This window comes from Myroides odoratimimus, from assembly GCF_001485415.1.
Classification (GTDB): domain Bacteria; phylum Bacteroidota; class Bacteroidia; order Flavobacteriales; family Flavobacteriaceae; genus Flavobacterium; species Flavobacterium odoratimimum.
Genome location: NZ_BCMQ01000003.1, coordinates 18343 through 42347 on the forward strand (window position 1 = coordinate 18343; position 24005 = coordinate 42347).

20 protein-coding genes are annotated in these 24005 nt (G+C 34.6%); 8 read left to right on the top strand and 12 right to left on the bottom strand.

Features of this window, described 5'->3' with window-relative positions; all coding sequences use genetic code 11:
- Positions 1-9: 9 nt before the first annotated feature.
- Together MODO_RS03580 and MODO_RS03585 are read right to left on the bottom strand one after the other, a co-directional pair.
- Complete coding sequence (locus MODO_RS03580; protein WP_006259078.1) at positions 10-309, bottom strand: winged helix-turn-helix domain-containing protein; 300 nt, start codon at positions 307-309, stop codon at positions 10-12.
- Positions 310-323: 14 nt separating this feature from the next.
- Positions 324-947, bottom strand: a complete 624-nt coding sequence (locus MODO_RS03585) for a hypothetical protein (protein ID WP_006259077.1) — start codon at positions 945-947, stop codon at positions 324-326.
- Between the two features lie 513 nt (positions 948-1460).
- Between MODO_RS03585 and MODO_RS03590 the strand changes: the two genes are divergently transcribed.
- Both MODO_RS03590 and MODO_RS03595 read left to right on the top strand, forming a co-directional pair.
- A complete protein-coding gene (locus tag MODO_RS03590; protein ID WP_006259076.1) occupies positions 1461-2228 on the top strand; it encodes a hypothetical protein in 768 nt (255 codons plus the stop codon).
- Positions 2229-2366: 138 nt separating this feature from the next.
- Positions 2367-5801: a methylmalonyl-CoA mutase family protein gene (locus tag MODO_RS03595; RefSeq protein WP_006259075.1), complete on the top strand. Its 3435-nt coding sequence runs from the start codon at positions 2367-2369 to the stop codon at positions 5799-5801.
- Positions 5802-6255: 454 nt separating this feature from the next.
- Here the strand turns inward: MODO_RS03595 and pheT are convergent, their stop codons facing one another.
- The 3 genes from pheT to MODO_RS03610 form a co-directional block, all read right to left on the bottom strand.
- Positions 6256-8691: a phenylalanine--tRNA ligase subunit beta gene (gene pheT / locus MODO_RS03600; protein ID WP_006259074.1), complete on the bottom strand. Its 2436-nt coding sequence runs from the start codon at positions 8689-8691 to the stop codon at positions 6256-6258.
- A 101-nt stretch (positions 8692-8792) separates the two neighbouring features.
- Positions 8793-9206 carry a thiol-disulfide oxidoreductase DCC family protein gene (locus tag MODO_RS03605; RefSeq protein ID WP_006259073.1) on the bottom strand — a complete coding sequence of 138 codons (414 nt, stop codon included), beginning with the start codon at positions 9204-9206 and terminating at the stop codon, positions 8793-8795.
- A complete protein-coding gene (locus MODO_RS03610; RefSeq protein ID WP_006259072.1) occupies positions 9206-11380 on the bottom strand; it encodes an endonuclease MutS2 in 2175 nt (724 codons plus the stop codon). Before MODO_RS03610 ends, MODO_RS03605 begins: the two co-directional genes overlap by 1 nt.
- A gap of 432 nt (positions 11381-11812) precedes the next feature.
- On the opposite strand from MODO_RS03610, the gene MODO_RS03615 reads away from it, so the two are divergent.
- From MODO_RS03615 to MODO_RS03625, 3 genes are all read left to right on the top strand, one after another.
- A complete protein-coding gene (locus MODO_RS03615) occupies positions 11813-12370 on the top strand; it encodes a Crp/Fnr family transcriptional regulator (RefSeq protein WP_006259071.1) in 558 nt (185 codons plus the stop codon).
- A gap of 65 nt (positions 12371-12435) precedes the next feature.
- Positions 12436-12834: a DUF3995 domain-containing protein gene (locus tag MODO_RS03620; RefSeq protein ID WP_006259070.1), complete on the top strand. Its 399-nt coding sequence runs from the start codon at positions 12436-12438 to the stop codon at positions 12832-12834.
- A gap of 128 nt (positions 12835-12962) precedes the next feature.
- A complete protein-coding gene (locus MODO_RS03625) occupies positions 12963-14228 on the top strand; it encodes an acetyl-CoA hydrolase/transferase family protein (RefSeq protein WP_058699559.1) in 1266 nt (421 codons plus the stop codon).
- 159 nt (positions 14229-14387) lie between these two features.
- Here MODO_RS03625 and MODO_RS03630 read toward each other — a convergent pair whose 3' ends face one another.
- Positions 14388-15836, bottom strand: a complete 1449-nt coding sequence (locus tag MODO_RS03630; protein ID WP_006259068.1) for a hypothetical protein — start codon at positions 15834-15836, stop codon at positions 14388-14390.
- A gap of 62 nt (positions 15837-15898) precedes the next feature.
- Between MODO_RS03630 and MODO_RS03635 the strand changes: the two genes are divergently transcribed.
- From MODO_RS03635 to MODO_RS03645, 3 genes are read left to right on the top strand one after another with little or no spacing between them, the layout of a single operon-like run.
- Positions 15899-16684, top strand: coding sequence for an MBL fold metallo-hydrolase (locus MODO_RS03635; protein ID WP_006259067.1), 786 nt, complete (start codon positions 15899-15901; stop codon positions 16682-16684).
- 14 nt (positions 16685-16698) lie between these two features.
- Positions 16699-17193, top strand: a complete 495-nt coding sequence (locus MODO_RS03640) for a hypothetical protein (RefSeq protein WP_006261055.1) — start codon at positions 16699-16701, stop codon at positions 17191-17193.
- A gap of 27 nt (positions 17194-17220) precedes the next feature.
- A complete protein-coding gene (locus MODO_RS03645; RefSeq protein WP_006259065.1) occupies positions 17221-17763 on the top strand; it encodes a hypothetical protein in 543 nt (180 codons plus the stop codon).
- A gap of 63 nt (positions 17764-17826) precedes the next feature.
- Here MODO_RS03645 and MODO_RS03650 read toward each other — a convergent pair whose 3' ends face one another.
- From MODO_RS03650 to MODO_RS03675, 6 genes are all read right to left on the bottom strand, one after another.
- Complete coding sequence (locus tag MODO_RS03650; protein WP_006259064.1) at positions 17827-18480, bottom strand: alpha/beta hydrolase; 654 nt, start codon at positions 18478-18480, stop codon at positions 17827-17829.
- A gap of 2 nt (positions 18481-18482) precedes the next feature.
- On the bottom strand, positions 18483-18827 hold the full coding sequence (locus MODO_RS03655) for a hypothetical protein (protein ID WP_006259063.1): 345 nt from the start codon (positions 18825-18827) through the stop codon (positions 18483-18485).
- 17 nt (positions 18828-18844) lie between these two features.
- Complete coding sequence (locus tag MODO_RS03660) at positions 18845-20095, bottom strand: dihydroorotase (protein ID WP_006259062.1); 1251 nt, start codon at positions 20093-20095, stop codon at positions 18845-18847.
- A 114-nt stretch (positions 20096-20209) separates the two neighbouring features.
- Positions 20210-20965, bottom strand: a complete 756-nt coding sequence (locus tag MODO_RS03665; protein WP_006259061.1) for a carboxypeptidase-like regulatory domain-containing protein — start codon at positions 20963-20965, stop codon at positions 20210-20212.
- 70 nt (positions 20966-21035) lie between these two features.
- Positions 21036-22919 (bottom strand): DEAD/DEAH box helicase, encoded by a 1884-nt coding sequence (locus tag MODO_RS03670; protein WP_006259059.1) that lies wholly within the window; start codon positions 22917-22919, stop codon positions 21036-21038.
- A 502-nt stretch (positions 22920-23421) separates the two neighbouring features.
- A complete protein-coding gene (locus MODO_RS03675; RefSeq protein WP_006259058.1) occupies positions 23422-24000 on the bottom strand; it encodes a non-canonical purine NTP diphosphatase in 579 nt (192 codons plus the stop codon).
- Positions 24001-24005: the final 5 nt, after the last annotated feature.

The following is a 24005-nucleotide window of genomic DNA, read 5'->3' on the forward strand; positions in this document are numbered from 1 at the left end:
GTAAAAAAATTATTTAAGCTTTTTAATTAAATTTTCTAAATAGGCTAGGTGTTGTTTAAAGGCAAGCTTACCTTCTTCAGTCACTGTATAAGTAGTATTTGTTTTTCTTCCAACAAATCCTTTTGTAACCGTTATATAATTACTTTCTTCTAGGTTCTTTAAATGAGAGGCAAGGTTTCCATCTGTTAGGTCTAGATATTCTTTTAGATCTTTAAACGATAGGGAGTCATTGACCATTAATCCACTCATAATACCTACGCGGATACGATTGTCAAAGACTTTGTTTAATTTTTCTAAATCGAATTTCATATTTGTGTTATAATTTATTTATCGTACTTATTCCATAAAATAATCCCGTAAAGCAAATGTACTAAACCGAACCCTATTGCCCATAGTAAAAGTGTGTAATCTAAGAAATAGAACGCTAGTAAACCTAGGACTATCTCTAGTGCAGCGATTGCTTTTACTTCTTTGACAGTGTCTTCTTGGACGCTAAATAGTGCTAACCCATAGAATAATAGTGTAGTAGGTAAAGCAAATTGTAGCAAATGATACTTATGTAATATTAAGCAAAGAATTCCGGCTATTATTAGCGGAATAGAGAAGCGTACTAATAAGCGCTTAGTGACTTGATTTAAAAACGATTTCCCTTGTTTGCGTGTTTTGCGTATTGTAAAGAAAAATCCACCTACCACAGCAATGACAAAGGTAGCGATAGCTAGCACTAATAGCATTTCTGCAGTATAAGCAGTTTGGTACGGATCTTCTAGTGTTAGATTTTCATAAGAGTACGTAGAGCTTGTCTGCCAATAGTATAAAACACTTGCAGCAATAAGGCCACATAAACCTACCCATATACCGCTCCAACCACTAAGGCTTAAAAACTTAGTAGAGCGCTCCATTATCGACTTGATTTGATTTAAATCTTCAATAGCTTTATTTGTCATAGTAAAAGTACTTTGAAATACAAAGTTAATAAAATAATGATATGTGCAACAAAAAAGTGAATATTTATTTTAATGGTTATAAATCTATACTAATACGCTCCATTATAATCTTAAACGAGTACTTATAGCTAGTTCAAAAATTATTTAAATACTATGTAAATTTGCTTGTTTTGATAAGTAGATTAGGTGTAATAAATAGCTTTAACTCAAAAAATCAAAGCAATGAAGATAAATCTAATTTTGAAAAAATAGGCAGTGTTCGCATAGTTATCGCATAGTGATGGCATACTGCTCGCATATTTTTGATGGTTTTTTATGCGACCGCTATGCGATAAAATTGTAATCCATATACTATTACTGTACTAATGTTTCTAAAAGCAGTGATATTGATGCTTTTTAGAAGTTGTTCTGTATCTAGGTAGGCGTTTGAGCTGTATTTTATGTCAGTTTACGTTTAAATGAAAGAATCATAAAGCGTAAATTTGTTACTTGCAGTCAATTAAATAATGAATTATGACACAGATTACTTCCTATACTTTCTCCACAGCTAAAGCTTTGACAGCAGAGCAGAACATAGACTATAATCATCAAGTAGATCAGTTTAATGTTTGGCCTGCTTATGTATTAGCAGATACAGTGAATCTAACATATTGGGATAGTATATATGAGTTGTTCGCTGATTATCAGTTTTATCTTTTAGAAGCAAATGTAGTTGTTGGTAATGGAAATTGTATTCCACTTCATCTTACTGCAGAAGAATTAGCTGACTTACCTGAAGGAGGATGGGATTGGGCTTTGGAAAAGGCGGTTAAAGATCATGAGAAAGGATTAATCCCAAATACACTTTGCGCATTGCAGATTGGGCTCAATAAGAATTATCAAGGTAAAGGCATTAGTCATAAGCTAATTCAATATATGAAAAGCATTGCTTTGTCTACAGAGATGAATGCTTTTATATTGCCCATTAGACCTAACTTAAAGACAAATTTTCCTTTGATTTCAATGGATGATTATATTCAGTGGGAGAATGAAGAAGGTTTGCCTTATGATGCATGGATACGTACACATATAAAAGGAGGAGCTCATATCGTGAAGATTTGTCAGCGTTCTATGGCTGTTGAAGGAAGTATTGCCGAGTGGGAAGAGTGGGCTAATATGAAGTTCAGAAGCTCTGGTGAATACATCTTACCTGTATTGCTTAATCCTATTCAGATAGATTTAGAAATGGATAAAGGTGAATATATAGAACCTAATGTATGGATGAGATATGAATTAGATTAACTCTGCAGGATTGTATAACGGGGTATAGGGGAGAATTATGTGTTGTTGATTTAAGCATAAGTAACTCAAATCTTTTGAGTGGAGTAGTGAAATTAGCGAATATTTATTATATTGGCATTCTACAAAAACTAAAAAATTATGCAACAAAATACACCCTATACGCCTACTAACAAGGTGCGTATAGTTACTGCGGCGGCTTTATTTGATGGCCATGATGCGGCGATTAATATTATGCGTCGTATTATCCAATCAACAGGATGTGAGGTTATTCACTTAGGACATGATAAGAGCGTTGAAGAGGTAGTGAATACGGCTATCCAAGAAGATGCTAATGCGATTGCAATGACTTCATATCAAGGAGGTCATAACGAGTATTTTAAATATATGTACGACCTGCTACAAGAAAAAGGAGCAGGACATATCCGAATCGTTGGAGGAGGAGGAGGAGTAATTCTTCCTAGTGAGATAAAAGAGTTGATGGATTATGGTATCACACGCTTATATTCTCCAGATGATGGACGTGCGATGGGATTACAAGGGATGATTAACGATATGGTAGGAAAGGCTGACTATCCTACAATGGACTTACAATTACCAGAAGGAAAAGATGTTTATCAATCTCTAGCAGATAAAGATGTAACTACGATAGCTCGTTTAATTTCGTTAGCTGAAAATAGAGAAGAAGATTTCCTTAAAGTATTCCAATACGACGAAAAGAAACATAAGAATACACCTATATTAGGTATTACAGGAACGGGAGGAGCAGGTAAGTCATCTATGGTAGATGAGTTAGTTCGCCGTTTCTTGATTGACTTCCCTGAAAAAACAGTTGCACTAGTATCTGTTGACCCTTCTAAGCGTAAGACAGGAGGAGCTTTATTAGGAGATCGTATTCGTATGAACTCGATTAATAATCCTCGTGTGTTTATGCGTTCTCTGGCTACTCGTCAGTCTAACTTAGCGTTATCTCGCTATGTTGAAGAAACACTTCAAGTACTTCAGGTTGCCAATTATGATTTAATTATTCTTGAAACTTCAGGAATTGGTCAGTCAGACACAGAGATTTTAGACCACTCAGATGCCTCTTTATACATTATGACTCCAGAGTTCGGAGCAGCTACGCAGTTAGAAAAGATTGATATGCTTGATTTCGCTGATATCGTTGCAATCAATAAGTTTGATAAGCGTGGGGCATTAGATGCTATTAGAGATGTAAAGAAACAATACCAACGCAACCATAACTTATGGGATGTAAACCCAGACGAAATGCCTGTATTTGGTACGATTGCTTCTCAGTTTAACGATCCTGGTACCAATGCTTTGTATAAAGCGATTATGGATAAAGTGGTAGAGAAGACAGGAGCAGACTTAAAGTCTAGTTTCGAAATCACTAAGGAGATGAGTGAGAAAGTATTCGTGATACCTCCTAACCGTACACGTTACTTATCTGAGATAGCGGAGAACAACCGTAAATATGATGAGACGGTATTAACTCAGAAAGAAGTAGCTCAGAAGTTATACGGTATTTTTAAAACAGTAGAAACAGTAGCTGGTAAATTGCCAGAAATAGATAAGTCAGGAATCGTAGAAGAAACAATAGCTTCTAAAGATGCTGATACACAATTGTTCATCAATCTTCTATTAAAGGAGTTTGACAAGGTGAAGATGAACTTAGACCCTTATAACTGGGAAGTGATTTTGACATGGGATCAGAAGGTGAACAAGTATAAAAACCCTGTGTACTCATTCAAAGTACGTGATAAGGAAATCAAGATAGCTACGCATTCAGAAAGTTTATCACATTTACAGATTCCTAAGATTGCACTGCCTAAGTATGAAGCTTGGGGAGATATCTTGCGTTGGTCATTACAAGAGAATGTACCAGGAGAATTTCCGTTTACTTCTGGACTTTATCCGTTTAAGCGTGAAGGAGAAGATCCTACACGTATGTTTGCAGGAGAAGGTGGGCCAGAGCGTACCAATAGACGTTTTCACTATGTGTCATTAGGTATGCCAGCTAAGCGTCTATCTACTGCGTTTGACTCTGTGACTTTATATGGTAATGATCCAGGACATCGCCCTGATATTTATGGTAAGATTGGTAATGCAGGGGTTTCTATCTGTTGTTTAGATGATGCGAAGAAGTTGTATTCAGGGTTTAACCTAGCACATGCTTTGACATCTGTATCGATGACTATTAACGGGCCAGCGCCTATGCTATTAGGATTCTTTATGAATGCTGCTATTGATCAACAGTGTGAAATCTATATCAAAGACAATGACTTAGTAGCTGAAGTTGAAGCAAAGATTGAAGCTATTTATAAAGCAAAAGGTGTAGAGAGACCTCGTTATAATGGTGAATTACCAGAGGGGAACGACGGTCTAGGATTGATGCTTTTAGGGGTAACAGGAGATCAAGTGTTGCCAAAAGAGGTGTACGCTGAGATTAAAAAGAATACGTTATCACAAGTTCGTGGTACGGTACAAGCGGATATCTTAAAAGAAGATCAAGCTCAGAATACTTGTATCTTCTCTACGGAGTTTGCACTTCGTTTAATGGGAGATGTACAAGAGTACTTCATTGAGAAGAATGTGCGTAACTTTTACTCTGTGTCTATCTCAGGATACCACATTGCAGAAGCAGGGGCAAACCCTATTACCCAGTTGGCATTTACATTAGCGAATGGATTTACTTATGTAGAATATTATTTAAGTAGAGGAATGGATATTAATGACTTTGGGCCAAACTTATCGTTCTTCTTTTCGAATGGTATTGATCCTGAGTATGCAGTAATTGGTCGTGTAGCGCGTCGTATTTGGGCAAAAGCACTGAAGAATAAGTATGGTGCTAATGAACGTGCACAGATGCTTAAATATCATATTCAGACTTCAGGGCGTTCATTACACGCACAAGAGATTGACTTTAATGATATTCGTACTACACTTCAAGCATTGTATGCTATCTATGACAACTGTAATTCACTTCACACTAACGCGTATGACGAGGCTATTACGACTCCTACGGAAGAATCTGTACGTAGAGCTATGGCAATACAGTTAATCATAAATAAAGAGCTAGGATTGGCTAAAAACGAGAATCCAATACAAGGGTCATTTATTATTGAAGAATTAACGGATTTAGTAGAGGCTGCTGTATTAGCAGAATTTGATAGAATTACAGAAAGAGGAGGAGTGTTAGGAGCAATGGAGACCATGTACCAACGTTCTAAGATTCAAGAAGAGTCATTGTACTATGAAACATTAAAACACAATGGTACGTTCCCTATTATTGGAGTGAATACTTTCTTGAGTTCTAAAGGATCTCCAACAGTAGTTCCTGCTGAAGTTATCCGTGCAACAGAGGAGGAGAAACTATTCCAAATCAAAACAAAAGAGAATTTGAATAAGGCTAATGAAGCTTTAGTAAAAGAAGAATTAGAGCGTATTCAAGAAGTAGCTATTCAAAATGGCAATATATTCGAAGCGCTAATGGATGCTTCTAAAGTCTGTTCGTTAGGTCAGATTACTTCAGCATTATTTGAAGTAGGAGGACAGTACAGACGTAATATGTAAGATTAATTTCTCGCTTATTTATATAAAGCCTGTGGACTGAATGTTCACAGGCTTTTTTTTGGTTTTCGGTGACTAGTATAGACGCAGTACTTTGCGTGTCACACAAGTTAAGAACAAATCTAAAAGCTGTATTATGTGACACGGAAGATATTCCGTCTCTACCTTATGTAAATTGTATTTTGACCTAGTGCTAATGGAGTGATACGACATATATTATGTGACACGGAAGATATTCCGTCTCTACCTTATGTAGATTGTATTTTGACCTAGTGTTAATGGAGTGATACGACATATATTATGTGATACGGAAGATATTCCGTCTCTACTTTATGTAGATTGTAGATATATGATGTGGGTATATGTTGCAAACTATGCAGAATCTAGAATGCACAAAAAAACGCCCTGCTAAAGATCTAGCAGGGCGTTTTTAAATATATACTATAAACGATTAGTATTATCTCAATTGAGCTTGTAAAACATTTTCTAATTGGTATTTTACTTTACCCATGATTTTGTCTACTTGACTATCAGTAAGTGTTTTTGTAACATCTTCCATGATAATAGAGATAGCGTATGATTTCTTACCATCTTCGATTTTCTCTCCTTGGTAAACGTCAAATAGAGTTACGTCTTTGATGACTGCTTTATCTACTTGTTTTACTAGGTTATAGATCTCTTCGAAAGTTACTGCTTCGTTGATTAATAATGCATAATCACGTTTAACTGAAGGGAATTTATTGATTTCAGCAATTTTGATTTTAGCAGAAACTACTTTTAATACATTATCCCAGTTAAATTCAGCGTAACAAACTTCTTGTTTGATATCAAAGTGTTTGGTTACTGATTTCTTCAGAATACCGAACTCTACGATTAATTCTTTTCCTATATAGTAAGCAATACCTTCTGAGAATAAATCTGATTCTACAGGTTGGGTACTTATCTTAGCTAAGCCTAAACGAGTGATAATACCATTGATATACCCTTTGAAGTCAAAGAAGCTAATTGGTTTTTGCTCAGAGTTCCAGCTTGCTTTCGTGATATTACCTGTAGCAAATACAGAAAAACGTTTGTACTCTTCGAAGTTGTTAAGCATCTTGTGGTATGTTTTACCAAACTCGAAGAATTTTAAATCACCACGTTTTCTATTTACGTTGTAAGAGATAGACTCTAATCCTCCGAATAATAATGACTGTCTCATTACTGATAAGTCATGACTTAGTGGGTTAAGGATATCTACTTGGTAATTAGATTTAATATTTTCGCTTAATTCTGTGTAGTCAGGAGTTGTTAATGAGTTATTCATAATCTCATTAAACCCTTGTGCTACCAACTGCTGAGCTACAATATTTGTTACTCTATGATCTTCTGTTCTAGAACTATTAGCGATAGTTGCATTTAATTTAGAAGAGAAAGTAATGTTGTTAAAACCATATACTCTCAAGATTTCTTCTATAACGTCAATCTCTCTAGTTACATCAGCACGATAAGCAGGAACAGTAATACCTATACCTACATCAGACATACTGTGAACTTTAATATCTAATGATACTAAGATTTTCTTGATTGTTTCTTTAGAAATTTCTTCTCCTAATAATCTATTGATATTATTGAAGTTTAAGAATACAGAATGTTCTTCTACTTTCTTAGGGTATAAGTCGATAATATCAGAAGTGATTTCTCCACCAGCTACTTGTTGGATTAATAAAGCGGCATGTTTAAGAGCATATTCAGTAATAGCAGGGTCAACACCTCTCTCAAAACGGAAAGATGAGTCTGTATTAAGGCCATGTCTTTTTGCTGCTTTTCTTACCGTAACTGGATTAAAATAAGCACTTTCTAAGAAAATATTTGATGTGCTTTCAGAAACAGCAGATTTGCTACCTCCGAATACACCTGCCATACACATTGGTCCATTCTCATCACAGATCATTAAGTCATCTTCGTGAAGAGTTCTTTCTACTCCGTCTAGAGTTACGAACTTAGTACCTGCAGCAACAGTTTTTACGATTACTTTACCACCTTTTATTTTAGCGGCATCAAAAGCATGTAATGGTTGTCCTAAATCGTGTAAAACGTAATTGGTAACGTCTACAATATTGTTTTTAGGAGTAATATCGATTGCTTTTAATCTATTTTGTAACCAGTCTGGAGAAGGTTTTACTTCTATACCAGAGATTGTTACACCACAGTAACGAGGTGCTTTTTTATAGTCTTCAACACTAACATCAATCTTAAGTGTTCTTCTTTCAACTTTAAATTTGCTAACAGAAGGAGTGATTAATTCTTTGTGTTGAGTTTCTTCTTTAGAATTTTGTAGTAGACCAGCTCTTAAGTCACGTGCTACTCCCCAGTGGCTCATAGCATCAGAGCGGTTAGGAGTAAGACCGATTTCAAAAACTTCGTCTGTAGCGATATTAAATAAAGTAGCAGCTGGTGTTCCAGGCTCCCATTTATCTTCTAAAACTAAAATACCGCTTCCATCTGTACCTAAACCAAGTTCTACTTCAGAGCAAATCATACCAAAGCTTTCTTCTCCACGAATCTTGCCTTTTTTGATTTGGAATGCATTTCCTTCTGCATCGAACAATTCTGTACCAATAGTAGCAACCGGTACTTTTTGCCCTGCAGCAACGTTCGGCGCACCACATACGATTTGTACTGGCTCACCTGTTCCTAAATCAACTTTTGTTACGTTTAATTTGTCTGCATTTGGATGTTTTGTACAAGATAATACGTGTCCAACAACAACTCCTCTTAGACCACCTTTAAGACTCTCATATGTAGTGATTCCTTCTACCTCAAGACCTAAGTCTGTTAAGATTTCTGAAGTTTCTTCTGGTGTTATGTCTAATTTAATGAATTGTTTTAACCAATTGTATGAAATATGCATTCGAGAATATTTTTTTATAAGTACGCAAATATACGCATTGCCAAAGTTTAAGTAAAATTATTTGTGATGAAAAAATCACAAATTAGCGTTAAGTGAAGAAATTATAGAAATTTCTGTTTAATATCCTCACTTGGTATCATACAGCTTTCTTTTTTTCCATACCATTTGTATCTATTTTTAGCGATATATTCGTATAGAGCATCTGTGATACCTGTTGGTAAGAATGAGAATATGCCGATCAGGGAGTACTTGCCTCCTAGAGCAGAAGCAATCTCAAAGGCAGCTTTTGATTTGATAAAATAGGCTACACCTGGTTCATATAGAACGATGCTGTCTATCTTAGTGCGGTCGATACCGATATAGTTTAGAATCTCTTTCCCTTTTTCTGAATCTAAGGCTACGAATCTAAACTGATCTTGGTGATCTGCTTTAATAACCTTATTGACGGTGCTGTCGCATAAATTGCAAACACCGTCAAATAAGATAATTTTTTTATTGCGAGGTATATCTAACATTATTTTTTGCGTTCTACCATTTCTAGTTGATCAAGGCTTACTTTAGATGTAAAGATACCATAATTAACTGTTGCTTTATTTTTTTCGATTACATCGATTGTTCCCACTGAACGACCATCTATCATACGAACGCGATCTCCCACTTTAAGAGGGAAGTTGGTTTTCTTCTGTGCATCTTGTAGTTGCTTTTTCGCCTTTTCTTCTTTCTTCTCTTTGCGAATCACTTCTACTTTTTGCTCCACTTCTTTAATTAGCTCTTTTTGTTGAGCTTCTTTTTCTTTCTTCTCTTTTATGGTAACCTTCTTGCGTTTAGAATTTTCAATCTCTACTACTTTTAGAACTTCTCCAAAAAGAGTTTTCTTACTTTTATTATTAAAGTATTTTTCAGACAAATCATCTAAGCGTTGACCTAGAGCTACTAAACGTTGATTAGAATCAAATAATTCCTGGTAACGCTCTAGTTTCTCTTGAATTTTAGCATTGATGGTCTCCATTTTCTTACTCTCATCTCTTGCCTTAGTCTCTTCCTCTTTTAAGTTCTGAGAAGTACGTTCTAGTTTATGTCTTTCTTTCTGTAGATTAGCGATAGTCTTGTCAAATCTAACTTTATCTCCTTCTACTTTTTTCTTGGCTCTATTAATTAAGCTAAACGGAATACCATTTTTCTGTGCAACTTCGAAGGTAAACGAGCTACCTGCTTGTCCAACGTTTAGTTTATACATTGGTTCTAATGATTTCTCATCAAATAGCATATTGGCATTCGTAGCATTCGGTAATTCATCTGCTAGTATTTTTAGATTGGTATAGTGAGTGGTAATAATACCATATGCCTCTCTATCATAGAACTCCTCTAAGAATACTTCTGCTAGTGCACCTCCTAGTTCTGGATCAGATCCTGTACCAAACTCATCAATTAAGAATAGCGTATTATCGTTACATTTCTTTAAGAAATAATTCATATTCTTAAGTCTATAACTGTAAGTACTTAAGTGATTCTCTATAGACTGATTATCTCCAATATCTGTCAGTATTCTATCGAATAAGAATGTTTTACTTCTTTCGTGTACCGGAATAAGTAATCCAGACTGTAACATTAGCTGTAATAATCCTACTGTTTTTAGTGTGATACTCTTACCACCAGCATTTGGTCCAGAGATAACGATTATTCTACTGCTTTGTTCTAGATTAATTGTTTGAGGATAGGTAGGCTTATTCTTCGCTCTATTGTTTAACAATAAAATAGGGTGATAAGCCTCTCTAAAGTACATTTCTCTTTCTTTGCTAATCTCAGGAAGTAAACCGTTGATTTTATTAGCATACTTTGCTTTTCCAGCAGTAACGTCGATATAGGTTAAGAAGCTTTGATACTCTAAAAGTAGATCTCTAAAAGGGCGAATAGCATCTGTTAGGTTTTTTAGAATACGTACGATTTCTTCGCGTTCTTCATACTCTAGGTTGTTTAACTCTCTAGAGAATCTCAAAGTAGCTTCAGGTTCGATATAGACAATACTTCCCGTTTTAGACGTTCCTAATACACTTCCTTTTACTTTACGTCTATGCATAGCGATTACTGCTAGTACACGTCTGTTTTCTACCACCGTTTCTCTGATATCGTCTAGATACCCAGAACTGTTGTATTGTGTAAGTGCTGCGCCAAAACTTTGGTTTATTTTACCACGAACTATATTGATGTTTTTGCGGATATTCAATAAATCTAACGAAGCATTGTCTTTGATTTCACCATATTTATCCAAGACATTATCTATCTCTTTAAGAATAGATTTCTCTAAAGGCGTTTGTTCTGCCTCATGGTATAAATTAGGGTAGTACTCCTCGAATTTTTTTAAATAAGAGATTAGGGTAATTGTAGTGTCTGTTAGGGTTTGTATCTTTTTAAAGCTACTTACTTCTAAGAAACTATTTTCAATGCCTAAAAATTTTAATTCGTAGTCTATACTGTCAAAGTAGTGATTCGGGATAATGTTATTATTGGTAAATGAAGAAACGTATTCTGAAGTCTGCTTTAATGCTCTCATCGTTCCTGCTTCTGTTTTAAGCGGGCATATCTCCATAGCAGCTTCTTTACCAGCCTCTGTAGTACAAAGGGCTGATACTGTTTCTAATACCGTATTGAATTCTAAATCTTGTAATGTTTTTTTGTTTATTGATGTCATTTTATTAAAATGAGAATATGTACAAAAATAACATTATTTGAGTGAATTAAAGATTTTTAATTCATTACAGACACAATTTTATACGAATGGTGTAGTAATAGGCGCTAAAATAAATTATAATTCTGTAGGCTATTTTAGAGCAGTTAGAATTGTAATTTGATATAAACTGCTTTGCAATGAGTCCGTACTGTGTCCGTTATGAGTCCGTTATTTGAGGCGAATTAACGGAGTTGCTACGAAAGTACTATTCATTTATGAAGTATTCATTAGAAGTGAAGTGGTAGCTAAAGGACTTGAGGAGTAAAGCTATTTATCATTTTAGGGAAAAGAATAATATTGTTGTTTTTAGCAGATTAAAACAGGGTATATTCTTGTTTTGATTTATAGAAGGAAATTTTACATTTGATAAGTCATTAATACACGTAGAAGAAAATGCAAAGTAATCATTTTGTCGATAGATTATTAGAGGATTTACAGGATAGCGTAATTTATAGAACGCTAACAAAAGGGGAAGAAATTCTTCAATTGGGAGAAGTTTGTGATTATGTTGGAATTGTTCGCAAAGGAAGCTTGAGGATGTATTATATAGATGCAGAAGGGGATGATGTATCTTTTGCATTTTATCTGTCTAATCATATATTTACTAACTATGAAGGTGTGTTGACTAGTGTACCATCCCAATTAACCATTGTAGCTACAAAGGAGACAGATGTAGAGCTAATCCGTAAGTCAGATCTCTTTGCGTATTATGAAACATCTATAGAGGCACAATTATTAGGTAGAAGAATGGCAGAGTTGATTTTCTTAGAAGCAAAGAAAAGAATAGATTTTCTCTTATTCTTAAACCCTGAACAACGCTATTTACAGTTGATAGAGAGTACTCCTGAGGTGTTTAAATGTATTCCACAAAAGTATATTGCAAGCTATATAGGGGTAAAGCCTCAGTCTCTGTCTCGCATCCGTAAAAGATTAAACGAAAAGGGATATTAACTTAAGTGAATGTTTTAGAGAAAAGGAAGGATGAACTTTGCGGTCATAATATTTAATAGATGACAATGAGTTTAGAAGTAATGATTAAGATAGTGAATACCGTTATTTTCTCATTCCTATCAGCCGTCCATATTTATTGGGCACTAGGAGGAACATGGGGTGTAGTAGGGGTACTTCCTACAAAAGATGGAGAGCGAAAACTTAATCCTTCACCTGTCGGTACTTTAGTAGTGGCAAGTGGCTTAGTTGTGTTTGCAGAAATTAGTCTAGGTGATGTATTAGCCTATAAATGGGGTTATTTGGTCATAGGAATTCTATTTGGATTGAGAGCAATAGGAGACTTTAATTATGTAGGGGTATTTAAAAAAGTAAAAAACAGTGTATTTGCTAAAAAAGATACGACGATCTTCATTCCTCTTTGTTTTTATTTGTCACTTAGTAATATATTTTTATATATGTCCTAAAAATCAGTAAATACAAGTGTTAACTGATATAAATCAGTTGATTTCTGATTTAAAAATACGTATTTTGGAAATGTTTTCTAAATAGAAGAAACGCCTTAGATGTTTAATTATTTTCAAGCATTTTTAATATGAAATATGTATCAGCTTCAGAAGCCGCTAAAGTCGTAAAATCAGGAGACCGAATTTATGTACATGCCGCTGCTGCAACTCCTAATATATTAACCAAAGCAATTAGTGATAGAGCAGAAGAACTGCGCAATGTAGAGTTCTGTCATATTCATACAGAAGGAGCAGCTCCTTATGCTGATCCTGCCTTGTCAGAGAGCTTTCACGTGAATTCTTTCTTTATTGGTAAGAACGTTCGTCATACTATTGCCGCTGGTAATGGTTCTTATACTCCCGTTTTTCTTAGCGAAGTGCCTAATCTGTTTCGCAAAGGAGCTTTAAAAGTAGATGTAGTTCTTATTCAGGTATCACCACCAGACGAACATGGTTTTTGTTCATTGGGTACATCAGTAGAAGCTACTGTTGCTGCTATGGAGTGCGCAAAGGTGGTAATCGCTCAAGTGAATAAATATATGCCACGTACTTTCGGAGATAGTGTATTACATATATCTAAGATAGATATGGCGGTAGAGCATCATACTGCTATCTATGCACAGAAACAAGCTGTTATTACGGATACAGAAGCGCTAATAGGAGATCATGTGGCTGCTCTGATAGAAGACGAGAGTACATTACAGATGGGGATAGGTTCTATTCCTAATGCAGTATTGTCTAGACTTACTAATCACAAGAATTTAGGATTGCACACAGAGATGTTTTCTGATGGTGTAATTGATTTAATAGAGAGTGGAGTAATTGACTGTTCTAAGAAAACAATAGCGAAAGGAAGAGCTTTAGCTACTTTCTTAATTGGATCAGAACGTTTATATAGATTTGTGGATAACAACCCGTTTATCGTAATGAAAGAGTCTAGTTATGTAAACGATACGGCTATTATTCGTCAGAACCCAAAAGTAGTAGCGATTAACTCTGCATTAGAAGTAGATGTGACAGGGCAGATTTGTGCTGATTCTCTAGGGGTACATATGTATTCTGGAGTAGGAGGACAGATGGATTTTGTGAGAGGAGCTTCTTTGAGTAAAGGTGGAAAGGCAATTATAGCCTTGTCATCTACTAGTAATAAAGGGCATAATCGTATCGTACCTTTCTTAAAACAAGGAGCAGGAGTGGTGACTACTCGTGCCCATGCACAGTATATCGTTACAGAATATGGAGTAGCAGACTTGTATGGCAAGACGTTGAAACAACGTGTAGATGCAATGGTGGAGATTGCTCACCCTGATTTTAGAGAAGAAATTCTCAAAACTTATCACGACAGTATCAAATAGTTTTTATAATTGATTACAAAAGAAAACCAGCGTCATAATTGGTTTTCTGACCTAGAGCGTTATCGCTATTAAGGGTATTTCCTATAGTTAACAATTATTTGATTTGTGAGAATAAATAGGAATGAAAAAGCCATTACACATGTAATGGCTTTTTTATATTTACTTTCTTTTATATCCGAATAATTCTTTTTCTTGGATGATTTTAGAAATACCTTCTGGTAATTTGTCTTCCCATCCATTTTGATTTTGTTGTAGCAACTTCAGAACATCTCTTGAGAAGATAGATAAATGATCTTTTTCATAATCTTCAATATCGATGATTTGGTTGTTCTTTTTGAAGAATTTATACAACTCTTTAATATGTAAGTCCACTTTTAGATTAGTAGAGTCTACTATTTGTTCTTCGTTACCTATCATAGGGTATAGGTAGATCTTCATTGTGTTTCTAAATAGCTTTCCTAGACCTTCTAATATACCTCCTGTAAGATGAGTGTAGTATTTCTCTTCAAAAATATTTAATAAGCTACTAACTCCCATTGCTAATGCAATCTTCTGATCAGTATATTTAGAGAAGTATTCTGTAAGTTTATAATATTCTTGGAAATTAGAGATCATTACAGTTTGTCCAAGAGAACACAATAAGTCTGCTCTATCTAAGAAGTCTATTTCGTCTAATGAACCTTCTGCTAAAAGGTTAGACAAGGTAATTTCAAAAACAACTTTAGTGTTTTCTTTAGCTAAGTTGTTTTGTGTCATGAATTTATCTAAAGACTTCTGATACATATCCATATTAACGATAGTAACAGGTCTAAAGCTACCTCTAAGTGCTAGTATGTTTTGTTTGTACAAAATGTTAGCTGCTAGTTCACTACGTCCACTAGGGCTGAACATTACAGCGTCAGTCATTCCATTTTTAACTAACTGTAAGCTCATTAATCGATTATCTACTGTCTCAAAGATAGGACCAGAGAAGTTAATACTATCGATTTCGATTTGGTCTTTATCTAAGTGATCATAAAGACTGTGAATTAGCTTTTTAGCGTCATGGTGTTGGTAGAATGCACCATAAATCAGATTCACACCTAAGATACCTAAAGTCTCTTGTTGTAGTTTAGAATCTGTCTCTTTGAACTGTATGTGTAGTACTATCTTGTTATACGCTTGGTTAGAAGCTGTCTGAAACATAATACCTACCCATCCATGCCCTTTGTTTTTCTTAGCGTAGTCAATTGTTGCTACTGTATTAGCGTAGCTAAAGAAAGTCTTATTAGGATTCTCTTCGCGTATTAATCTTTCTTCAATTTTTCTTGTCTCATAATCAAGCATTTTGATTAGGCGACTTTCTGTAACATAACGTCCATCTTCTTCTACAGAATAGATAGCGTCACTAAATACTTTATCATAAGCGGACATCGCTTTGGCTACTGTTCTAGAAGAACCACCAGCTCTAAAGAAGTGACGGACTGTCTCTTGTCCTGCACCAATTTCTGCAAATGTTCCGTAAATATCGTTGTTAAGGTTGATTTTTAGTGCTTTATCTGAAATGGCAGGGTGATGTTCTATTACTCTATCCCCATTTAGTACTAAATCTTCAGCAAAGTTTTTCATGAATTAGCTATTTTAAACAAACCTAACAAATATCGTACAACAAAAAAAGATAAACCGTACTTTTGTGGAAAATTTATGTCATTTTGGAAGTATATTTTTTAGGAACGGGTACTTCACAGGGTATTCCGATAATAGGTATAGATCATCCAGTAGCTCACAGTATAGATCCGAGGGATAAAAGGTTGAGAACATCTGTATTGGTTAAGTGGGATGAACACACTATTTTGATTGACTGTGGACCTGATTTTAGACAACAAATGTTGACTGCTGGGTGTAGTAAATTAGATGCAATATTCTTTACTCACGAACATGCTGATCACATCGCAGGATTAGACGAAATAAGACCATTAACTATCTTGCATGGCTCGTTGCCAATCTATGCTCAAGAAAGAGTAATAAAAGCCTTAGAGAGAAGATATGATTATATTTTTACCAAAGAAGATAGATATCCTGGGGCTCCTAGTGTAGAAGAGCATAGTATTACTTCACAAGATACCATTATGATAGGGAAGAAGACTATTATTCCTATTGATGTAATGCATGGGCCTTTGCCTATATTGGGGTATAGATTGGGAGATTTAGTCTATATCACAGATGCTAAGTACATCACAGACGAAGAGGTCGAAAAGATAAAAGGATGTAAGGTTTTAATTGTAAATGCTTTGCGTATTAAGGATCACCCTACTCATTTTAGTTTAGAGGAGTCGCTTGCTTTTATTGATAAAATAAAACCAGAGAAAGCTTATTTAACTCATATAGCACAAGACTTAGGTTTTCATAAAGATGTAGAAAATATACTTCCAAAAGATGTATATTTGGCGTACGACAATTTAAAAATCACTATATAATTTATTATCACATTATGAAACATAAAGCTTTCTTTTACCTATTCCTTTTTTCACTTGTAATTCTTGTTCTTCTATATGCCAATAATAAGAATATGTATAAGATGGAGGGGAAGAAGATAGAAATAGCTCATAAACGCATTGATATTGTTCGAGATTCATTAAAAGAAGTTACTAAGGATTTTAATGAGGCAAATTATTTTTCTATCGAATACAATGAAGATGCACAGGAGTATTTTAATTACAAAACAATAGATCAATCTCTAACTTCTATAAAAGAAGAGGTATTAGCTTTAAACCATCAAGATAATGGTAATCCATTAGTTCCTTATGGAGTGATTAATGGAGAGAAATGTGTGATTAATAAAGTTAAAGTTCTAAATCATAGATGGATAATTGCAGATTTTTATGCAGGAGCTGTTCATGGAGAAGTTTTAATTAAGTATTTTTACACAGAGGGTAAACCTACTGAGTTTAAGACCATAGATACTGTTATGTATGCTACTAAGTAGTGTCGTCTAATATAAAAATAGAGTAGTATGAAAAAGTCAATAAGTTTGTTTGTTATATTGTTGCTTACCATGACGTCCTGTGATTTCATCTTGAAAGATAATAAAGATGATAATGAAAAAGGAATGGTCATAACAGACGGAAGTACTGAGATCGTAACGCTGGATGAAGATGATGAAGTATTGGGGTGTGCTTATTCAGCTGGATATCGTTGGAGTGAGTTAGAGAATAACTGTATTCGTATATTCGAGATAGGTTTTAGACTTAATCCAATAGGGTTAGAAGAGGATACAACAGAGGATAATGCTTTAGAGGATAATAGCGTTAGCTGTTTTGTTACTTATGCTAAGGATAAGAAGAAAGCAGAAATATTCTTACCAAATCATAAAAAGGGGATTGTTCTAGAACTTACTAAAGATAAGAGTGCTTATATCAACGATGGTTGGGAATTATCTAATGAAGGGATGGTTTTAAAGCACAAAGGAGAGACTGCCTTTACAGCGGCAAAGACTATAGAATTAAAAATCATTAACTCTGACCAACCAGTAGAGGAAGATGTTCATGAAGAATAAAACATAATCAAGTTATGTATAAAAAAGTAAGGCTAGTGTATAACACTAGCCTTACTTTTTATATTACTCTTCTAAAAGGAATTCTTTGAAATCTCTGAAGTTTAGTGGATGTACTCCATGTCCTACAGGGTATTCTTTATAAGTGTGCTTGACAGCTAAACTTGTAAGAATCGTAGGTGTTCTTCTTGCCCAATCAATAGGTATAACCTGGTCAACTGTTCCATGAGAGGCAAATAACCTCAATTTACTTAAGTTGTTTTCTTTATAGTTTTTTGCAATGATATTTTCATTGAAGTAACCACTTAAAGCAACTACTTTATTTACCTTTTCAGGATAAGATAAAGCGATAGCATAGCTAAGTATAGCTCCTTGGCTAAACCCGACTAAGTTAACATTGTTTGCATCGATAGGGTATTTTGCTACAAGCTCGTCAATAAAACGTACAATTAAATCTCTAGATTCAATCGCTTGGTTATCATCTGAGAATTTGTTAGCATCTGCATCAAAGGTAATAGCGTACCAAGCATATCCGTAAGGAGGTACTGTGTATGGTGCGCGTGCAGATATTACATAGTAGTCATCTGGTAATTCAGGAGCGAAAGAGAATAAGTCTTCTTCATTGCTACCATATCCATGTAATAAGATAATTACTGGGTTTTTGTCCTTTATTACTTTAGGCTCTTGAATTAAGTATGAAATTGAAAGTGATGTATCCATAATTAAGCTGATAATTTGTCAAACCATTTTTGGAAATATACGCCAATTTTTGGTAATGGCTTAATTTCACCTGTTACAGCACCAATAAAGCTATATGTCCAAAGAGAAATAAAACAAAAATAGAAAGGAGCAGAAATAAGCCAAGTATCAAAGTTACTTGCCATTGAACCTAGGGCAAGAAAGAATAAGGTTAGACCAAATGCTTGCTTAATATAAAAACCAGAGAATCTATTCTTTGGTTCAAGGTTCATAAATATTGCGATTAAAGTTCCTAAGATAAAAATATGGGCAATAGCTGCCATTGTTCTACCTGTTTCAATTTCCTTTTCGTTAAAAGTCTTCAGCATTATGTATATTGATTAATTTATTTTAGAGTTTTTTTGTCTCCGTTTACTACTCCGTATACTTCACCATTCATTGGATGGTTTAAGAAAGCAGAGTTTTTAGATTTTGACAAGATGTTTTCTTTTGTAAAACTGTATTCTTTTGAAGGATTAAATAAAGTGATATTTACTTTATTACCTTCTTTGATAGATAGTGTGTCTATTTTGAAGATAGTTCTAGCACTAGTCAGCTTATCTACTATAACTTCTAAAGGTAGTACTGTATTCAGTGCAGCAAATGCTGATTCTAAACCAATAGTTCCATTAGAAGCACTGTTGAATTCTAGTTTTTTGTGTTCAATGTCTAGCGGGTTGTGCTCTGAAGTGATACAGTCAATAGTTCCATCTAGTACTCCATTGATCAAAGCTTGTCTAGTAGCTTCGTCTCTTAGTGGAGGATATACTTTAAAACGAGTATCGAAGTCTGCTAGTTTTTCATCTGTCATAGTTAATAAATGAACAGCAGTACTACAAGTAACGTTTAACCCTTTTGATTTTGCTTCTTTGATTAACTCTACAGATTTTGCAGTTGATATTGTAGGGAAGTGTACTTTTCCTCCAGTATATTCTAATAAAAATAGATTACGTGCTATTTGTAACTCTTCTGCCAGTGTAGGGATTCCTTTTAAGCCTAATTTAGTGCTTTCTACGCCTTCATTAGCTACTCCTTTACCTTTTATGCTATTATCTTGTGAAAAGGCGATAATTAGCCCGTCAAAGTCTTGCACATATTGCAGAGCAATTTTTAGTACATTGGCGTTTTGAATAGGTTTTTTGTAATCACCAAAAGCAATAGCTCCTGCATTTTTCATGTCAAATAACTCTGCTAGGTCTGTTCCTTCTGATTTTACTGTAAGTGCTCCAATAGGAAATACCTCTGTGGTCTGTCCAAAAGCTTTTTGTTTAATAAAACTTACTATACTTTGTGAATCAGTGATAGGGTGGGTGTTAGGTTCAACTGCAATCTGTGTAAATCCACTTTTAGCAGCTACTTCTAAACCGTGAGCGATATTCTCTCTTTCTTCGAATCCTGGCTCTCCTAAACAAACAGAACTGTCAAACCAACCTTGAGAAACGTGTAGGTTATCATACTTGATTTGTTCGAATTGGTCATTTTCTATTTGATTAGCGATTTTAGTAATAAGGCCATTTTCGACTTGAATGTCAACTGTCTGGTTGTGAAATGGGCTAGTAGGATCGATTACTTTTGCAGCTTTTAAAATGATATTCATTTTCTGTGAAGTAGTTTTTAATTAGTGATGTGTTGTTATTTGTACAAAAATAGGTTTTATTTCTATTTTATCATATTTACAATTCGTGAAAAAAGAGCAAAAAAAATACATCCCTTAATTGGATGCATTTTTCTTTTTTGAAGCTAATAGCTTAGAATTATCATAGCAATCATTTAATGCTTGATAAATCTGGAAGTCTGTAGCGGTATAGATAAATTTATCAGTGTAATTACAGTTTTGAAGAGACTTTACGATATCCTCTCTTGTGATTTCTAATAAACCACAAACAATCTCTCTGTCATATCTGGTCTGCATTAAAGCAATCATGTTCTGATCTTCTTTAATAGCTTCGATTTTCTTAAGTTTTTTATCTTTTCCTTTAAATAGGTTGTACACAGCATCAACAGGGCTAAAGAAAGTACCCATAGCCGTACCATAATAAGGAGTTTTATTTTGTCTATAGAAGTCAAACTGCATTTTTTCGTTTAATTCAATTAGTTTGGTATCCACTTCTAAGTACCCAGTTAAGTCAAATTTCTTAATAAGAATTTCGTCTAGTTCTATTGTGTTTTCTGTAAAGTAAATCTTTAGATTCTCGTTGTTTAACCAATCGTTGGTTACTTTAAGTTTAATAGGGATATAGCCAGGGTAGGATAGGTGTATAGAATCATTAAGATTGGCTTCTACTGTGAAAGAACCATCTCTCTTACTGATTGTACCTTTGACTTGGCTAATATTGATGACATTCACATCATCTACTGGCAAAAATGATTTGTCATTTAAAATAGTTCCTTTAACACTAGTGCGATCTTGAGCCGCTACAGTTAAAACAGAAAGTATTATAAATAAAAAAACTGTAAAATTTCTCATACTTTTTAAGATTGCCTAAAAGTAAAAGATATTTTACAGTTTTGTATGCTATTTTAAAAAAATTAACAAATTAGTTTCTTCTAGTTCTTCTAGATGAATCTCCTTCGCTACTTCTTCTAGATCCGCGTTCGTTACGAGGAGCTCTTTCTGATGATCTGTCTGATCTTCTTTCTCCACGTCCTTCAGATGATGATCTATCCGATCTTCTCTCTCCGCCTCTGAATCCTCCTTCAGATGATCTGTTAGATGATCTTCTTTCACCACCTCTAAATCCACCTTCAGATCTTCTTTCTCCACCTCTGAATCCTCCTTTACGGTTGTTATGGTCACGGCGTCCACCGTTTCTACCACCATCATTGTTAGAGATTTCAACATTCACACGGCGTCCTTGGTATTCAAGACCGTTTAATGTTTCCATTACTTTTTCAGCGTGTTCAGCTTCAGTATTGAAGAATGAGAAACCATCTTTTACATCAACTTTGAATAAGTCATCACGACCTAACTCTAAAGTATCACGTAAGAAATCTTTTAACGTCATCCAGTCTAGGTTATCTTTAGCACCTAAGTTAACGAAGAAACGTACTGCTCCATCTGTAGGAACTTCTTTAGAATTGTTTCTTCCAGCAGATACACTAGATAAGCTGTTAGAAGCTTTTTGGTAGTATTCTAAGAATCTATTAAACTCAACAGAAACTACTTTTTTAATGATTTCTTCTTTGTCGAAGTCTTTTAATAACTCAGTAATTGCAGGTAAATAAGCTTCAATTTCTGTGTTAACTTCTACTTCTTTAATTCTATTGGCTAAGTGGAATAATTGAATTTCACAAATCTCAATTCCAGATGGAACTGGTTTCTCTTCAAATTTAGTTTTGATGATTCTTTCGATTTGTTGAATTTTTCTTAATTCACTTTTCGTTACGATAACCATAGAAGTACCAGATTTACCAGCACGTCCTGTACGTCCACTACGGTGAGTATACGTTTCGATTTCGTCAGGTAATTGGTAGTTTACTACGTGAGTAATGTCATCTACGTCGATACCACGAGCAGCAACGTCAGTAGCTACAAGCATTTGTATCTGTTTACCACGGAATGATTTCATTACTGCGTCACGTTGAGCTTGAGATAAGTCTCCGTGTAATGCAGCAGCGTTGTATCCATCCTCGATAAGTTTTTCAGCAATAGATTGCGTATCTCTCTTCGTTCTACAGAACACTACAGAGAAAATATCTGGATTGGCATCTGCTAAACGTTTAAGCGCTGGGTAGCGATCTCTAGCAGATACTAAATAAAATTCATGACTTACATTAGTATTACCTTGGTTTTTATGACCTACAGTAATTTCTTCTGGAGTTTTCATGAACTCTCTTGCGATGCGCGCAACCTCTTGCGGCATAGTAGCAGAGAATAACCATGTGTTTTTTTCTTTTGGAGTATCCGCTAAAATAGACGTGATATCTTCATAGAATCCCATGTTAAGCATTTCATCTGCTTCATCTAGGATACAGTAATTAATGTTTTTAATGTTAACCATACCACGGTTAATCATGTCTTGCATTCTACCAGGAGTAGCGACGATAATTTGTGCTCCACGTTTTACGTCTTTAGCCTGTTCTGTAATGCTAGCCCCTCCATAAACAGCTACTGAATGAAGTCCTTTTACATACTTCGAGTACTGTTTGATTTCGTTTGCGATTTGCAAACATAACTCTCTAGTCGGCGATAAGATAAGACCTTGTGTATTCTTATTAGAAACGTCTATCTTCTGAATCAAAGGAAAACCAAAAGCTGCGGTTTTCCCAGTCCCCGTTTGGGCTAACGCAACAATGTCGGTATCTTTCTCTAATAGTAATGGAATCGCCTTTTGCTGGATCTCTGATGGATTTTCAAATCCCATATCCTTGATCGCAGATAAAAGAGATTCATTTAATCCTAATTGTTCGAAATTGTTCATATAAATATTAAAATAGCCGCAAATATACTACTATTCAAATTATAATTGTAGTTATTGCAGGTTTATTATTCGAAAATAATTTAAACGCTTGTTTTGAGCGTTTTTTTTAAAGATAATGTAATGATATATCTTCCTTTATATAATTTTTATTTTGCTTAAAAGTGTCTATATCATGTGTGTTGTGTAATGATAAGTACTTTTTATACACTTTATATATCTTTCTTTTATTTAACATATACCGAGACAGCCTCAGTCTAGTTTTATGGTATTTAATTCACTTTATTCTTAATAAGTCATTCAGACATAGCGAAAAGTATGCCGAAAAGTTCAAGATATGCAAAAAAGTGGGGAGTAGTAGATAAGAAAAGTAAGTATTTATGTTTTGAGAAATAAGAGAAATATCAAAGATTCTAATGAAGGATAGGGGAGTAACTAAAAATATGCTCTGAAATGGTGTATAAACCATAAAGAGCATATTTAGATAAATTTTATTCTCCTGCTGCTATGATTTTTTTAATAAAAAGTCAACTAACTGACGAACTGCTTTTCCTCTATGGCTAATACCGTTTTTTGCATTGATATCGATTTCAGCAAAAGATTGGTTCATTCCATCTGCTACGAAGATTGGATCATAACCGAATCCTTCTGTACCTTGTCTCTCTCTTAATAGCTGACCATCTATAATACCAGTAAAGTAATACGTTTCTGTATGTAGGTTTAGGCAAATTACTGTTTTAAAGTTAGCTTTTCTGTTATCTTCTTTTTGAAGTACCTCAAGCAATTTATCTATATTGTCATTGTCATTTTTTTGTTCTCCTGCATAACGAGCTGAGTATACTCCTGGTGCACCGTTTAAAGCATCTACTTCTAATCCTGAATCATCAGCAAAACAGTCATATCCATAATGTCTTTTGACAAAATCAGCTTTTAGTTTAGCGTTGCCTTCTATAGTATCAGCTGTCTCAGGAATGTCGATATTACATCCAATATCTTCTAAACTTAAGATTTCAATTGTATCAGGTAATTGATTTCTAATTTCTTTAATCTTGTTTTTGTTGTTTGATGCGAAAACTAATTTCATAAGTG